Here is a 13,164-nt window from a genome sequence, read left to right on the forward strand (position 1 = left end):
CATGCCGGAGCATTCCGGTAGATCCACGCCATGCGTGGATGGCGGCAACGTGCTTACGCCATGCCCGAATGGCGCAGCAGCGCGTCGATCTGCGGCGCACGGCCGCGGAAGGCCTTGAAGTTCTCGGCAGCCGGGCGACTGCCGCCGCGCGACAGCACCTCGTCGCGGAAACGCGCGCCGGTTGCGGCCAGCGCCTGCGGTGCTTCCTCGAACGCGGCGTAGGCATCGGCGCTCAATACTTCGGCCCACTTGTAGCTGTAGTAACCGGCGGCATAGCCACCGGCGAAGATATGGCTGAACTGGTGCGGGAAGCGATTCCAGCTCGGCGGATGGTTCACCGCCACTTCCGCACGCACCCGCTCAAGCAGTGCCAGCACGCTGTCCTGCGCCGCCTCGAACTGGCTGTGCAGCAGCATGTCGAACAGACCGAATTCCAACTGGCGCACGGTGGCCATGCCGCTGTGGAAGTTGCGTGCGGCCAGCATGCGCTCGTACAGCGCGCGCGGCAGCGGCTCGCCGGTTTCCACATGCGCGGTCATGCCCTGCAGGTGGTCCCATTCCCAGCAGAAGTTCTCCATGAACTGGCTGGGCAGCTCCACCGCATCCCACTCCACGCCGTTGATGCCGGCCACGCCCAGTTCGCCGATGCGGGTCAGCAGCTGATGCAGGCCATGGCCCATTTCATGGAACAGCGTGGTCACTTCATTGTGGCTGAAGGTTGCCGGCTTGCCATCGGCACCACGGCCGAAGTTGCACACCAGGTACACCAGCGGCGTCTGTACGCTGCCATCGGCGCGCTCGCGGCGGTTGCGGCAGTCATCCATCCACGCGCCGCCACGCTTGCCCTCGCGGGCGTACAGGTCCAGGTAGAACTGGCCCACCAGGGCGCCCTGCGCATCCACCAGGCGGAAGAAGCGCACGTCCTCATGCCAGACCGGCGCGCTGTCTTCCTGCACGCGCAGGCCGTACAGCTGCTCGATCACCGAGAACAGGCCGCCCAGTACCTTCGGTTCGGTGAAATACTGCTTCATTTCCTGCTCGGAGTAGCTGTAACGCGCCTGCTTCAGGCGGTCGGCGGCGAACGCCAGATCCCAGGCCTGCAGGCTGTCGATACCGAGATGCTCGCGGGCGAACTGCTCCAGCTCGGCGCGGTCCTTGGCGGCGAACGGCTTGGCGCGCGCGGCCAGGTCACGCAGGAAGCCCAGCACTTCGGCGGGGTCGCTGGCCATCTTGGTGGCCACCGAATAGTCGGCGTAGGAATCAAAGCCCAGCAGCGCGGCGAGCTCGGCACGCAGTGCAAGGATGCGATCGATGTTGCCGCCGTTGTCCAGCGCATCGTCGCCGAACTCGGAGGCGCGTTGCGCGCTGGCGCGGTACAGGATCTCGCGCAGGTCGCGGTCCTCGCCCCAGGTCTGCACCGGCAGGTAGCACGGCATCTGCAGGGTCAGCTTCCAGCCTGCCTTGCCGTCTTTCTCCGCAGCGGCGCGTGCAGCAGCCTTCACGTCGTCCGGCACGCCGGCCAGGCGCGCCGGGTCTTCGACGATCAGCGACCACGCATCGGTGGCGTCGAGCACGTTCTGCGAGAACTTCGCCGACAGCGCCGACAGTTCCTCCTTGATGGCGGAAAAACGCTGCTGCGCGTCCGCATCCAGTTCGGCACCGCCGAGGCGGAAATCACGCAGGGTGTTGTCCAGCACCTTGCGGCGCGCCTCATCAAAACCGGCCGCTTCGGTGCTGGCCGCCAGCGCCTGGTACTGGCGGTAAAGCACCAGGTTCTGGCCCAGCGCACTGGCAAAACGGGTCACCCGCGGCAGGTTGCTGTTGTAGGCCTCACGCAGTTCCGGCGTGTTGACCACGCCCTGCAGGTGGCCCACCAGGCCCCAGGCGCGCCACAGGCGTTCGGTGGCGTCGTCCAGCGGGGTGACGAAGGTCTGCCAGGTTACCGGCTGCACCTGCTCGGCAGCGCTGACCGCCGCTTCGGCCTGCGCCAGCAGCACGTCCAGCGCCGGCGCCACATGCTCGGGGCGGATCGCCTCGAAGCGCGGCAGGCCGGAAAAATCGAGCAGGGGGTTGGCAACGGTCACGGCAGGTCTCCAGGGTACGGGCCCGGCAGCGCGGGCAGCCAGATCGATATGGCGCTGGCCAGGCCGACAGACAAGGGGCGGCGGGCCATTGTTCACGTCGGCCTGACGTCCGTCGGCTGAAGCTTGCGGCGCGGGGGAGACCGCAGCGGAACGTATCGAGGAGGCCCCACATGGAAGGTCTGGCTCCAGCTCCATCCGCAGTACGTACGTCATCGCTGGCGCTGTCGGCCAGCCCGACCGAGCTGGCCTGGATCGCCGCGCTGTGCGATGCGGGCGATGATGCACCGCGCCACCTGCAGCAGTTGCAGGCACTGCAGCTTCAGGGTGGAAGATTCAGCGACGAGCAGGAATGGTATCCCTTCGAAGTGATCGAGCGCGGTGCCAGCCAGGTGCGGCTGGGCCACGAGCGCGAGTTCGTCATCTGCGTGCTGCTGTGGCTGCAGGCCCTGGCCCAGGGCCGGGCCAGCAGCCTGGACCCGCGACTGCACCTGGACGACCGCGCCGTGGAGATTGAGGCCCTGCCCGACGCGCTGCGCGATGCGGTACTGGATGCCTTCATGGCCGCCGGGTATTGAGCGCGATCCAATGCGCCGCCGCGCTCGCCTGGCATGGCCCGGCGCTGCCGACCTGTCCTGGTAGCGCCGGGCCATGCCCGGCGGATGCCTGACGGGCTTACAGCGCTTCCAGACTGCACCACGGCAATCCAGGCAGGCCCTGCCCGGCCACCGCCGCCGCCACCTGCGCGTCGGCAGCGTCCACATCGATTCCCTGCCGCACATACCAGGCCGGGTCGTAATAGCTGTGCGCGTAGCGATCGCCGCTGTCGCACAGGATGCTGACGATGCTGCCCTGGCGGCCGGCCTCGCGCATCCACTGCGCGGCCTGCAGCACGCCGATGAAGTTGGTGCCGGTGGAGCCACCGACGCGGCGCCCCAGCTGGCGGCTGACATGACGCATCGCAGCCAGGCTCAAGGCGTCGGGCACCTTCACCATGGCATCGACACTGGTCGGGATGAAGCTGGACTCCACCCGCGGCCGGCCGATGCCTTCCACCCGCGAGCCGCCGTTGCAGGTCATGCCGCGCCACTCGTTGCCGCCGGCCAGTGCAGCCTGGTAGCCATCGTAGAACACCGAGACTTCCGGGTCCGCACACAGGATGCGGGTGTCATGCCGGCGATAGCTGACGTAGCGCCCGAGCGTTGCTGCGGTACCGCCGGTGCCGGGGCTGCACACGATCCAGTCCGGAATCGGGCTTGGCTCCTCGGCCATCTGCTTGAAGATCGATTCGGCGATGTTGTTGTTGGCACGCCAGTCGGTGGCGCGCTCGGCATAGGTGAACTGGTCCATGAAGTGGCCGCCGGTTTCGCGGGCCAGCTTTTCCGAATCGCAGTTGAGGTCGCAGGCGCGCTCGACCAGATGGCAGCGGCCACCGTGGAACTCGATCGCCGCGATCTTCTCCGGCGACGTCGTGGCCGGCATCACTGCGATGAACGGCAGGCCGAGCAGGCGCGCGAAGTAGGCCTCGGAAACGGCGGTGGAGCCGCTGGAGGCCTCGATCACCGGCCGTCCTTCACGCAGCCAGCCGTTGGCCAGCGCATACAGGAACAGCGAACGCGCCAGCCGGTGCTTGAGGCTGCCGGTGGGATGGCTCGATTCATCCTTCAGGTACACCTCGATGCCCTCGAACCCGGGCAGCGCCAGCGGGATCAGGTGGGTATCGGCGGAACGGTTGAAATCGGCTTCGATCTTGCGGATGGCGGCGGCCACCCATTCACGCTGCGACATGGCGGGCAATGGTCATCAGGACGGAACGGTGCGATCCGGCCATTGTACGTCGCGGTGCCGTCAGCTGCCGGCCCGTAGAATGACACCCATCCGGCCGGCAACGGCCCTGTCTGAAGGACCTCCCCCATGACCATTCCCGCCCTGCGCGATGTCCCCGGCGTCGCCGCCCAGGCCCCGTCCGAGACCACCGGCTTCGTCTTCAACCACACCATGCTGCGGGTCAAGGACGCCACCGCCTCGCTGGACTTCTACACCCGCGTGCTGGGCTACCAGCTGATCGACAAGCGCGACTTCGCCGAAGCCCAGTTCAGCCTGTACTTCCTGGCCTACGTACCTGCCGGCACCGTGGTGCCGGAAGATGACAACACCCGCCGCCTGTGGATGGCCGGCCTGCCGGGCGTGCTGGAACTGACCCACAACCATGGCACCGAGAACCAGGAAGGCGCCGTCTACCACGACGGCAACAGCGACCCGCGCGGCTTCGGCCACATCTGCGTGTCGGTGCCGGACATCGAAGCGGCCTGCCAGCGTTTCGAAGACCTGGGCGTGACCTTCCAGAAGCGCCTGACCGACGGCCGCATGAAGAACCTGGCCTTCATCAAGGACCCGGACGGCTACTGGGTCGAGATCATCGCCAACGCCTGACCGGCAGAAAGGGGCACAATTCCGGTAGCGCCGGGCCATGCCCGGCGGCCTTGAGCAGGCCGCGCTGCGCGCTCGCCGGGCACGGCCCGGCGCTACCGACTCCATCCCCCTTTTTTGCGAGGTTCGTATGGAAACGATGGAACTGCACCGCGGGCGATTGATCGACCACATCCAGCTGGTCGTACGCGATCTGGCCGCCAGCCGCCGCTTCTACCAGGCGGTGTTCGACACGATCGGCATCCCGGTGGCCGGCGAAGGCGATGACTACTTCTGGGCCGACGAGTTGTTCATTTCCAGCGCCAGCAGCGAGGCCGCTGCCGGCCAGTTGACCGGTCGCCATCACCTGGCCTTCCAGGCCCGCGATACCGCCACCGTCGATGCTTTCCACAGCGCTGCGCTGGCGGCGGGCGGCAAGGACAACGGCGCGCCCGGCGAGCGCCCGTACCATCCCGGCTACTACGGCGCCTTCGTGCTCGATCCGGATGGCAACAACATCGAGGTTGTCTACCACGGCCCGGCGAACTACAGCGCCGATTCGGTGAAGGTCAGCTTCTGATTCCTGCGCTACGCACTCGCCGGGCATGGCCCGGCGCTACCAACGAATGAAACCGGGCATGGCCCGGCGCTACCAACGAAGAAGCCGGGCAATGCCCGGCTTCGTTTCATCACGCAGCGCAGGCCTCAGTGGGCCGCCATGTAGATGTCCTGCAACACGGCCTTTTCCAGCTCCAGCTCGCCCAGCAGGTTCTTCACGATGTCACCCAGGCTGAGGATGCCGACCAGCTTGCTGCCGTCGGTGACCATCAGGTGGCGACGACGCGAGTAGGTCATCAGGGACATGGCCTGCTTCAACGTGGCGTCCGGCGCAATGCCTTCCAGGCCGGTGGACGGCAGGCTGGAAATCACCCGGCGACCGGCCTGCGGGCCATCATCGGCCAGGCTGCGGACGATGTCCTTTTCGGAAATGATGCCGACCGGGGCATCATCCTTCATCACGACCAGTGCGGCGATTTTATTCGCGCTCATCTTGTGCGCGGCGGCACCGATCGTGTCTTCCGTGTCGATGGTGATGACAGCTTCTTTCTTGGATTGCAGGAGCTCGCGGACGTTCATTCTTGTTTCCTGGTGCAGGTCACTGAAGTCAAAAAAGTGTGCTCTGCCGATTCGCCCCCTCCCCGGGAACAGACCTTTCAGTGCACGTCTGGCGCACCCACCTGCCGCTTGGAATGGATCGGCAGACGTCGTGCTGCAACACGAACGAGGGGGTTCAACGGCTCAACCCGGATCTCGGTCAACTCGATTCTACGACTGCGACCATCGGTCACTAGCGGCATCGATGGGACAGTTCGTCGTAGGAACCAACTGACGATCCAGAGAATGGCACCGCGGCTGAAACCGCAGCTGAATACAGGCGATGTCGCGCATTAAAGATTGATTGCCTGCTGCCGACCGCGGACAGAAAACCCGGCAGCTGTCCCACTTGGAAGCGCCACTGTCATAAACGAAAGGGGCCACGTGGGCCCCTTTCGCATGCAGCATCCAATGGACCCGAGTGTTTACTCCACCGTAACGCTCTTGGCCAGGTTGCGCGGCTTGTCCACGTCGGTGCCGCGCGCCAGCGCGGTGTGGTACGCCAGCAGCTGCACCGGGATGGTGTGCACCACCGGGCTGAGCACGCCGGCATGGCGCGGGGTGCGGATCACGTGCACGCCTTCGGACTCGTTGAAGTTGCTGTCCTGGTCGGCGAACACGAACAGCTCGCCGCCACGCGCGCGCACTTCCTGCATGTTGGATTTGACCTTCTCCAGCAGGCTGTCGTTGGGCGCGATCACCACCACCGGCATGTCCTCGTCCACCAGCGCCAGCGGCCCGTGCTTGAGCTCACCGGCCGGGTAGGCCTCGGCGTGGATGTACGAGATTTCCTTCAGCTTGAGCGCGCCTTCCAGGGCGATCGGATAGTGCAGGCCACGGCCGAGGAACAGCGCACTGCTCTTGCGTGCGAAGCGCTCGGCCCATGCAGCGATCTGCGGTTCCATGTTCAACGCATGCTGCACGCTCCCCGGCAGGAAACGCAGCTGCTCCAGGTAGTCCGCTTCCTGTGCGGCATCAACGCGGCCATGCAGCTTGCCCAGTACCACGGTCAGCTGGAACAGCGCGGCCAGCTGGGTGGTGAACGCCTTGGTCGAGGCCACGCCGATCTCGGCGCCGGCACGGGTGTAGCAGACCAGTTCGCTGGCGCGCGGAATCGCGCTTTCCGGCACGTTGCAGATCGACAGCGTGTGCGTGTGGCCCAGCGACTTGGCGTACTTCAGCGCTTCCATCGTGTCCAGCGTTTCGCCGGACTGGGAGATGGTCACGATCAGGTGCTTCGGATTCGCATAGGCCGCGCGGTAGCGGTATTCGCTGGCGATCTCCACGCTGCACGGCAGGCCGGCGATGGCCTCGATCCAGTAGCGCGCGGTCAGGCCCGAGTAGTAACTGGTACCACAGGCCAGGATCTGCACGCCCTCGATGCCCGACAGCACCGCTTCGGCATTCTTGCCGAACAGTTCGGCCGGGAAGCCACCAGCGTCGATCGCCGCTTCGATGGTGTCGCCCAGCGCACGCGGCTGCTCGTGGATCTCCTTCTGCATGAAGTGGCGGTACGGGCCCAGCTCCAGCGATGCCAGCGAGACATCGGAGAGATGCACATCGCGCTCGATCGGCTGATCGTTGCCATCGAAGATGCTCACGCCATCACGGCGGATCTCGGCGGTGTCGCCCTCTTCCAGGAAGATCACCTTGCGCGTGGCCGACAGCACGGCCGACACATCGGACGCCACGAAGTTCTCGCCCTCGCCCAGACCGACCAGCAGCGGGCAGCCCATGCGGGCACAGACGAAACGTTGCGGCTCGGCACGGCTGACCACGGCCAGCGCATAGGCACCGGTCAGTTCCTTCACCGTGTGCTGCAGCGCGACCAGCAGGTCATCGCCATTCTTAAGATGGTGGTGGATCAGGTGGGCGATCACTTCGGTGTCGGTCTGCGACTCGAAGGTGTAGCCCAGCGCGCGCAGCTTCTCGCGCTGCTCCTCATGGTTCTCGATGATGCCGTTGTGCACCAGCGCCACGCCATGGCTGATGTGCGGATGCGCGTTCGCCTCGGTGACACCACCATGGGTGGCCCAGCGGGTGTGGCCGATACCCAGGCTGGCATTGAAGCCTTCAGCCTCGGCAGCAGTGGCCATCTCCGAGACACGACCGGTGCGGCGTACGCGGCGCACCTCGGGCCGTTCGGCCTGATCGATCACGGCGATGCCGGAGGAATCGTAGCCGCGGTATTCCAGTCGCTTCAGTCCCTCGATCAGCAGCGGCACCACGTCGCGCCCGGCGATCGCACCTACGATTCCACACATGTCACGCAGTTCCTTGAAGACGGTCGCCGCATTCTAGCGTGCGTGTCCGCCAGCCCCCTCCTGTCCGCTTAATGAAAGTGTCCGGAAAGGTGTCCGCGGACACCCGGACAGTCATGAAAAATCCGCAACTAATTGATGGGAAAGGAAATAAAGTTGGCACGCTGTGTGCTTTGTCCTTGGCACCACTCTGGCACCACCGACAGGCACGAACCCGATGATCCGCGACACCTCCGCCCAGGACCAGATCGTTTCCTCCGCTTCAGCCAGTGCCCCCAAGGCCGCATGGCATCGTTACCGCTGGCCGGCCCTGGCGGGGATCGCGCTGCTGGCCGGCATCGGCTGGGCCGTGCATGCGTGGTCCAATGCCAGCAGCTCGTTCGACAGCAGCCGGGTGCGCATCGCCGAAGTGCAGCGCGGCGACCTGGTGCGCGACATCGCCGCCGACGGCCGCGTGATCGCCGCCAACAGCCCGGTGCTGTACGCCATCTCCGCCGGCACGGTGGACCTGAAGGTGGTGGCCGGCGACGTGGTCAAGAAGGGCCAGGAGCTGGCGATCATCGACAGCCCCGAGCTGCGCAGCAAGCTCGCCCAGGAGGAGGCCACCCTGGCCGGCCTGGAAGCCGAGGCCAGCCGCGCCAACCTGGATGCCACCCTGGCCCGGGCCAAGTCACGCAAGGAAACCGACCAGGCCAACATCGAGCGGCAGGCCGCCGACCGCGACCTGCAGCGCTACCAGCGTGGCTTCGATGGCGGTGCGGTGCCGCAGATCGACCTGGCCAAGGCCCAGGACACCCTGAAGAAGGCCGACATCAGCCTGGTCAATGCCACCACCGATGCACGCCTGCAGAGCCAGGGCGCGGACCTGGACGCACGCAACAAGCGTTTGCTGGCCGACCGCCAGAAGGCCGTAGTGGCCGAAGTGCGGCGCCAGGTGGACGCACTGACCCTGCGTGCACCGTTCGATGGCCAGGTCGGCCAGGTGCAGGCCACCCAGGCCACCAACCTTGCCGCCAACGCGCCGGTGCTGGGCGTGGTCGACCTGTCCAAGTTCGAAGTCGAGATCAAGGTGCCGGAGAGCTTCGCGCGCGATCTGGCGATCGGCATGCCGGCGCAGCTGACCGGTGGCAATGGCCAGCCGTTCCCGGGCGAGATCAGTGCGGTGTCGCCGGAAGTGGTCAATGGTGAAGTCAACGCTCGCGTCCGCTTCGCTGCGGCCCAGCCTGAAGGGCTGCGCCAGAGCCAGCGGATGTCGGTGCGGGTGCTGCTGGATACCCGCAGGAATGTCATGAAGGTCGAGCGCGGCCCGTTCGTGGAGCAGGGCAACGGCGTGGCGTACGTAATGGATGGCCGCACCGCGGTGCGTCGTCCGATCGAACTGGGCGTCAGCAGCCTGGGCGAAGTGGAAATCAAGTCGGGTGTGCAGCCGGGGGACCGCATCGTGGTCTCGGGCAGCGACCTGTTCAAGGACGCCGAACGCGTCTCCGTCAACTGACAACTCATACATCCTGGAGAGAGGACACCCCATGTACATGCTCGAAATGCGTTCGGTCGCCAAGGTCTTCCGTACCGAACAGGTGGAAACCCACGCGCTGCGTTCACTGGAACTGCAGGTCAAGGAAGGCGAGTTCGTCGCCGTCACTGGTCCGTCCGGCTCCGGCAAGACCACCTTCCTCAACATCGCCGGCCTGCTGGAAACCTTCACCAGCGGCACCTACATGCTTGATGGCCAGGACGTCAGCAAGCTCGGCGATGATGCCCGCAGCCGCCTGCGCAACCAGAAGATCGGCTTCATCTTCCAGGGCTTCAACCTGATTCCGGACCTCAACCTGTTCGACAACGTGGACGTGCCGCTGCGCTACCGCAAGATGAGCGCCGGCGAGCGCCGCGAGCGCATCGAGAAGGCGCTGAGCCAGGTCGGCCTGGGCTCGCGCATGAAGCACTACCCGAACGAACTCTCCGGCGGCCAGCAGCAGCGCGCGGCGATCGCCCGTGCCCTGGCCGGCAGCCCGCGCCTGCTGCTGGCCGACGAACCGACCGGCAACCTGGACACGCAGATGGCGCGCGGGGTGATGGAACTTCTGGAGGAGATCAACGCCGCCGGCACCACCATCGTGATGGTCACCCACGACCCGGAACTGGCCGCACGCGCGCAGCGCAACGTGCACATCGTCGACGGCCAGGTCACCGACCTGGTGCGCGAGCCGGTGCTGGCCACCCCGCGTCGCATCGTCGCCGTCAACGAGTGAGGGCACGACCATGTTCGCCTACTACGCCCGACTGGCGGTGCGCAGCTTCCGCCGCAACAAGGTACTGACCGCGCTGATGGTGGTCGCCATCGCGCTGGGCATCGGTGCTTCGATGACCACCCTGACCGTGTTCCACGTGCTGTCCGGCGATCCGATCCCTGACAAGAGCGACCGCCTGTTCTACGTGCAGGTCGATCCGCGCCCGCGCTCGGGTTACCTGACCGGCGAAGAGCCGGAGACCCAGATGACCCGCTTCGATGCAGAGACGCTGCTGCGCGAGAAGCGTGGCGAGCGCCAGGCGATGATGAGTGCCGGTGACGCGACCATCGAGCCGGAAGGCAGCACGTTGAAGCCGTTCAACATCGACACCCGCTGGACTTCGGCTGACTTCTTCCCGATGTTCAATGTGCCGATGCTGTATGGCCGTGCCTGGACGGCCAGCGACGATGACCGTCGCTCCCGCGTGGTGGTGCTGTCCAAGGTGATCAACGACAAGCTGTTCCAGGGCGCCGACAGTGTCGGCCGTGAGATCCGGGTCGATGGCCATTCGCTGCGCGTGATCGGCGTGATGGATACCTGGAATCCGGAACCGCACTTCTTCGACCTGACCGTTGGCAACTACGGCCGCGAAGAGGACCTGATGATGCCGCTGTCCACCGCGATGGACCTCAAGCTCGGCAGCAACGGCAACATGAACTGCTTCCGCGACGGCGCACCCGATGACGACAGCAATTCGATCAACGCGCCGTGCACCTGGATCCAGTACTGGGTGGAGCTTGACCCGTCCAAGGCCGAGGACTACCGCCGCTACCTGGTGAACTACTCGGACCAGCAGCGGGCTGCCGGCCGTTTCGAGCGCCCGGCCAACGTGCGCCTGCGCACCGTGATGGAGTGGCTGACCTTCAACAACGCGGTACCCAGCGACGTACGCCTGCAGATGTGGCTGGCCCTGGGTTTCCTCGGTGTCTGCCTGGTCAACACGGTCGGCCTGCTGCTGGCCAAGTTCCTGCGCCGCAGCGGTGAGATCGGCGTGCGCCGCGCACTGGGTGCCAGCCGCGGGCAGATCTTCCTGCAGTGCCTGGTCGAGGCGGGCGCGGTGGGCGTGGTTGGCGGCGTGCTCGGCATCGGCCTGGCACTGCTGGGCCTGTATGCAGTACGCCAGCAGCCGGTGGACTACGCCAAGCTGGCCCACCTCGACGGCAGCATGCTGCTGCTCGCCCTCGGCCTGACCCTGCTGGCCAGCATTGCTGCCGGCTTCCTGCCCGCCTGGCGCGCGATGCAGGTCACCCCGGCCATCCAGCTCAAGTCGCAGTAAGCACCAGAACGAGGACTTCCCATGGACATCCGCCCCATCCTCAGCACCCTGCGCCGGCACAAGACCGCAGCCGCATTGATCGTGCTGGAAATCGCCCTGACCTGCGCCATCGTCTGCAATGCCCTGTTCCTGGTCACCCAGCGCGTGGAAAAGATCAGCCAGCCCAGCGGCCTGGCCGAGAACGAACTGGTCATGGTCCGGGTCAGCGGCATCGGCAAGCAGACCAACGCCATGGCCCGCACCAACGAAGACCTGGCATCGCTGCGCGCGATTCCCGGCGTGACCAGCGTGACCAAGGTCAACCAGCTGCCATTCCGCCGCAACTCGAGCAACACCAGCATCTCGCGCGAACGTGACCAGGAGCGCCCGACCGCGTTCGTGTCGTTGTACATGTTCAGCGAGAACGCACTTCCGACGCTTGGCCTGCAGCTGGTCGCCGGCCGCGACTTCCTGCCCAGTGAATACATCGACTATGAGGAAGCCCAGAAGAATCCCAAGCCTGACCGCGCCGCGCCGGTGATCATCAACCAGCAGGTCGCCGCCAAGATGTATCCGGACCAGAGCGCGCTGGGCAAGACGTTCTACATGGGCAACCAGGCCCTGCATGTGGTCGGCGTGGTCGCCCATCTGGCCACCCCTACCGACTACAACGACAACAGCACCCTGTCGATGATGCTGCCGGTGCGTACCGACTTCACCCGCGGCCCGTACATGCTGCGCACTTCGCCGGAACGCCGCGATGAAGTGCTGAAAGGTGCGCTGGCCGCGCTGGAGCACAACGACCCCAACCGCCTGGTGCGCGAGAAACTGACTTACCAGGAACAGCGTGCCGACTACTTCAAGAACGACCGCTCGATGGTCGGCCTGCTGGTGACGGTCTGCGTGGCGCTGCTGGTGGTCACCGCCCTGGGCATCGTCGGCCTGGCCAGCTTCTGGGTGCAGCAGCGCAGCAAGCAGATCGGCATCCGCCGCGCATTGGGCGCCACCCGCGGGCAGATCCTGCGCTACTTCCAGACCGAGAACTTCCTGCTGGCCACGCTGGGCATCGTGCTGGGCATGCTGGCGGCGTACGCCATCAACCTGGCCCTGATGAACATGTACGAGCTGCCGCGCATGCCGCTGCTGTACCTGCCGCTGGGCGCAGCGCTGCTGTGGCTGCTCGGCCAGATCGCCGTGTTCGGCCCGGCCCGCCGCGCTGCGGCGGTGCCACCGGCCGTCGCCACGCGGGGGGCGTGAGATGCGCGCCAGCCTGCTGTTTCTGTTGCTGGCCCTGCCGCTGCCGGTACTCGCCGGCAGCAGCAGCGCGCAGACGCTGGCGTGGCGCCAGGACGATGCGCGGCTGGCGCTGCGCTCGACCGAAGGCGTGGTGAGGGTGGATGCGGCCAGCCCGGAGGCGCGCTTCGGCGTGCGAAGCGGCGACCGCATCCTGCGGGTGGACGATTCGCCGGTGCGGCAGATCGAACAGCTCGCCGACGCAGTACGGGCGGCATCGACGCCCACCGTCCACCTGCTGCTGCGGCGCGATGGTCGGATGCTGACCGTGCCGGTGGCGGTGTCGGCGTGGCGGGCGGCGCTGAACCCGCCAGCACCACCGCCACCGCCGCCCCCGCCACGGCGCTGAGTCCGGACGCCCCTGCGCTACCGCTGGTTTCGCTATATTGCAGAGCGGCCCGGTAGCGCCGGGCCATGCCCGG

Annotated in this window: 12 protein-coding genes; 8 read left to right on the forward strand and 4 right to left on the reverse strand. The window is 66.4% G+C overall.

The features are described 5' to 3' along the window. Nucleotides 1-53: 53 nt before the first annotated feature. On the reverse strand, nucleotides 54-2,084 hold the full coding sequence (locus ACUXVE_RS15825; RefSeq protein WP_445514769.1) for a M3 family metallopeptidase: 2,031 nt from the start codon (nucleotides 2,082-2,084) through the stop codon (nucleotides 54-56). 170 nt (nucleotides 2,085-2,254) lie between these two features. Here ACUXVE_RS15825 and ACUXVE_RS15830 point away from each other — a divergent pair, with 170 nt between their 5' ends. Next, entirely contained in the window at nucleotides 2,255-2,659 is a 405-nt protein-coding gene (locus ACUXVE_RS15830; protein WP_093818057.1) for a hypothetical protein, read from the forward strand. A gap of 97 nt (nucleotides 2,660-2,756) precedes the next feature. On the opposite strand, the gene ACUXVE_RS15835 is transcribed toward ACUXVE_RS15830, so the two are convergent. Then, complete coding sequence (locus tag ACUXVE_RS15835; RefSeq protein ID WP_025877326.1) at nucleotides 2,757-3,869, reverse strand: PLP-dependent cysteine synthase family protein; 1,113 nt, start codon at nucleotides 3,867-3,869, stop codon at nucleotides 2,757-2,759. A gap of 126 nt (nucleotides 3,870-3,995) precedes the next feature. On the opposite strand from ACUXVE_RS15835, the gene gloA reads away from it, so the two are divergent. Both gloA and ACUXVE_RS15845 read left to right on the forward strand, forming a co-directional pair. Continuing rightward, complete coding sequence (gene gloA / locus ACUXVE_RS15840) at nucleotides 3,996-4,514, forward strand: lactoylglutathione lyase (RefSeq protein ID WP_445514770.1); 519 nt, start codon at nucleotides 3,996-3,998, stop codon at nucleotides 4,512-4,514. A gap of 127 nt (nucleotides 4,515-4,641) precedes the next feature. Beyond that, complete coding sequence (locus ACUXVE_RS15845; RefSeq protein ID WP_025877330.1) at nucleotides 4,642-5,070, forward strand: VOC family protein; 429 nt, start codon at nucleotides 4,642-4,644, stop codon at nucleotides 5,068-5,070. A gap of 125 nt (nucleotides 5,071-5,195) precedes the next feature. Here the strand turns inward: ACUXVE_RS15845 and ACUXVE_RS15850 are convergent, their stop codons facing one another. Together ACUXVE_RS15850 and glmS are read right to left on the reverse strand one after the other, a co-directional pair. After that, a complete protein-coding gene (locus tag ACUXVE_RS15850) occupies nucleotides 5,196-5,627 on the reverse strand; it encodes a CBS domain-containing protein (protein WP_025877332.1) in 432 nt (143 codons plus the stop codon). A gap of 443 nt (nucleotides 5,628-6,070) precedes the next feature. Beyond that, nucleotides 6,071-7,909: a glutamine--fructose-6-phosphate transaminase (isomerizing) gene (glmS, locus tag ACUXVE_RS15855; RefSeq protein ID WP_222388338.1), complete on the reverse strand. Its 1,839-nt coding sequence runs from the start codon at nucleotides 7,907-7,909 to the stop codon at nucleotides 6,071-6,073. Nucleotides 7,910-8,123: 214 nt separating this feature from the next. Between glmS and ACUXVE_RS15860 the strand changes: the two genes are divergently transcribed. Genes ACUXVE_RS15860 through ACUXVE_RS15880 form a run of 5 tightly spaced genes read left to right on the forward strand, consistent with a single transcriptional unit; the run spans nucleotide 8,124 to nucleotide 13,091 of the window. After that, a complete protein-coding gene (locus ACUXVE_RS15860) occupies nucleotides 8,124-9,401 on the forward strand; it encodes an efflux RND transporter periplasmic adaptor subunit (protein ID WP_445514771.1) in 1,278 nt (425 codons plus the stop codon). A gap of 31 nt (nucleotides 9,402-9,432) precedes the next feature. Continuing rightward, complete coding sequence (locus tag ACUXVE_RS15865) at nucleotides 9,433-10,155, forward strand: ABC transporter ATP-binding protein (RefSeq protein WP_032976565.1); 723 nt, start codon at nucleotides 9,433-9,435, stop codon at nucleotides 10,153-10,155. A 10-nt stretch (nucleotides 10,156-10,165) separates the two neighbouring features. After that, on the forward strand, nucleotides 10,166-11,470 hold the full coding sequence (locus tag ACUXVE_RS15870) for an ABC transporter permease (protein ID WP_445514772.1): 1,305 nt from the start codon (nucleotides 10,166-10,168) through the stop codon (nucleotides 11,468-11,470). Between the two features lie 21 nt (nucleotides 11,471-11,491). After that, on the forward strand, nucleotides 11,492-12,706 hold the full coding sequence (locus ACUXVE_RS15875; protein WP_154881091.1) for an ABC transporter permease: 1,215 nt from the start codon (nucleotides 11,492-11,494) through the stop codon (nucleotides 12,704-12,706). A gap of 1 nt (nucleotide 12,707) precedes the next feature. Further along, nucleotides 12,708-13,091 carry a PDZ domain-containing protein gene (locus ACUXVE_RS15880; protein WP_445514773.1) on the forward strand — a complete coding sequence of 128 codons (384 nt, stop codon included), beginning with the start codon at nucleotides 12,708-12,710 and terminating at the stop codon, nucleotides 13,089-13,091. Nucleotides 13,092-13,164: the final 73 nt, after the last annotated feature.

The sequence above is a fragment of the Stenotrophomonas sp. 3(2025) genome (assembly GCF_052665395.1).

Bases quoted from the DNA above. Each gene is read 5' to 3' on its own strand.
- ACUXVE_RS15835 (WP_025877326.1), bottom strand. From the start codon at position 3,869: ATGTCGCAGCGTGAATGGGTGGCCGCCGCCATCCGCAAGATCGAAGCC.
- ACUXVE_RS15860 (WP_445514771.1), top strand. From the start codon at position 8,124: ATGATCCGCGACACCTCCGCCCAGGACCAGATCGTTTCCTCCGCTTCA.
- ACUXVE_RS15850 (WP_025877332.1), bottom strand. From the start codon at position 5,627: ATGAACGTCCGCGAGCTCCTGCAATCCAAGAAAGAAGCTGTCATCACC.
- ACUXVE_RS15845 (WP_025877330.1), top strand. From the start codon at position 4,642: ATGGAAACGATGGAACTGCACCGCGGGCGATTGATCGACCACATCCAG.
- ACUXVE_RS15875 (WP_154881091.1), top strand. From the start codon at position 11,492: ATGGACATCCGCCCCATCCTCAGCACCCTGCGCCGGCACAAGACCGCA.
- ACUXVE_RS15870 (WP_445514772.1), top strand. From the start codon at position 10,166: ATGTTCGCCTACTACGCCCGACTGGCGGTGCGCAGCTTCCGCCGCAAC.
- gloA (WP_445514770.1), top strand. From the start codon at position 3,996: ATGACCATTCCCGCCCTGCGCGATGTCCCCGGCGTCGCCGCCCAGGCC.
- glmS (WP_222388338.1), bottom strand. From the start codon at position 7,909: ATGTGTGGAATCGTAGGTGCGATCGCCGGGCGCGACGTGGTGCCGCTG.
- ACUXVE_RS15880 (WP_445514773.1), top strand. From the start codon at position 12,708: ATGCGCGCCAGCCTGCTGTTTCTGTTGCTGGCCCTGCCGCTGCCGGTA.
- ACUXVE_RS15830 (WP_093818057.1), top strand. From the start codon at position 2,255: ATGGAAGGTCTGGCTCCAGCTCCATCCGCAGTACGTACGTCATCGCTG.
- ACUXVE_RS15865 (WP_032976565.1), top strand. From the start codon at position 9,433: ATGTACATGCTCGAAATGCGTTCGGTCGCCAAGGTCTTCCGTACCGAA.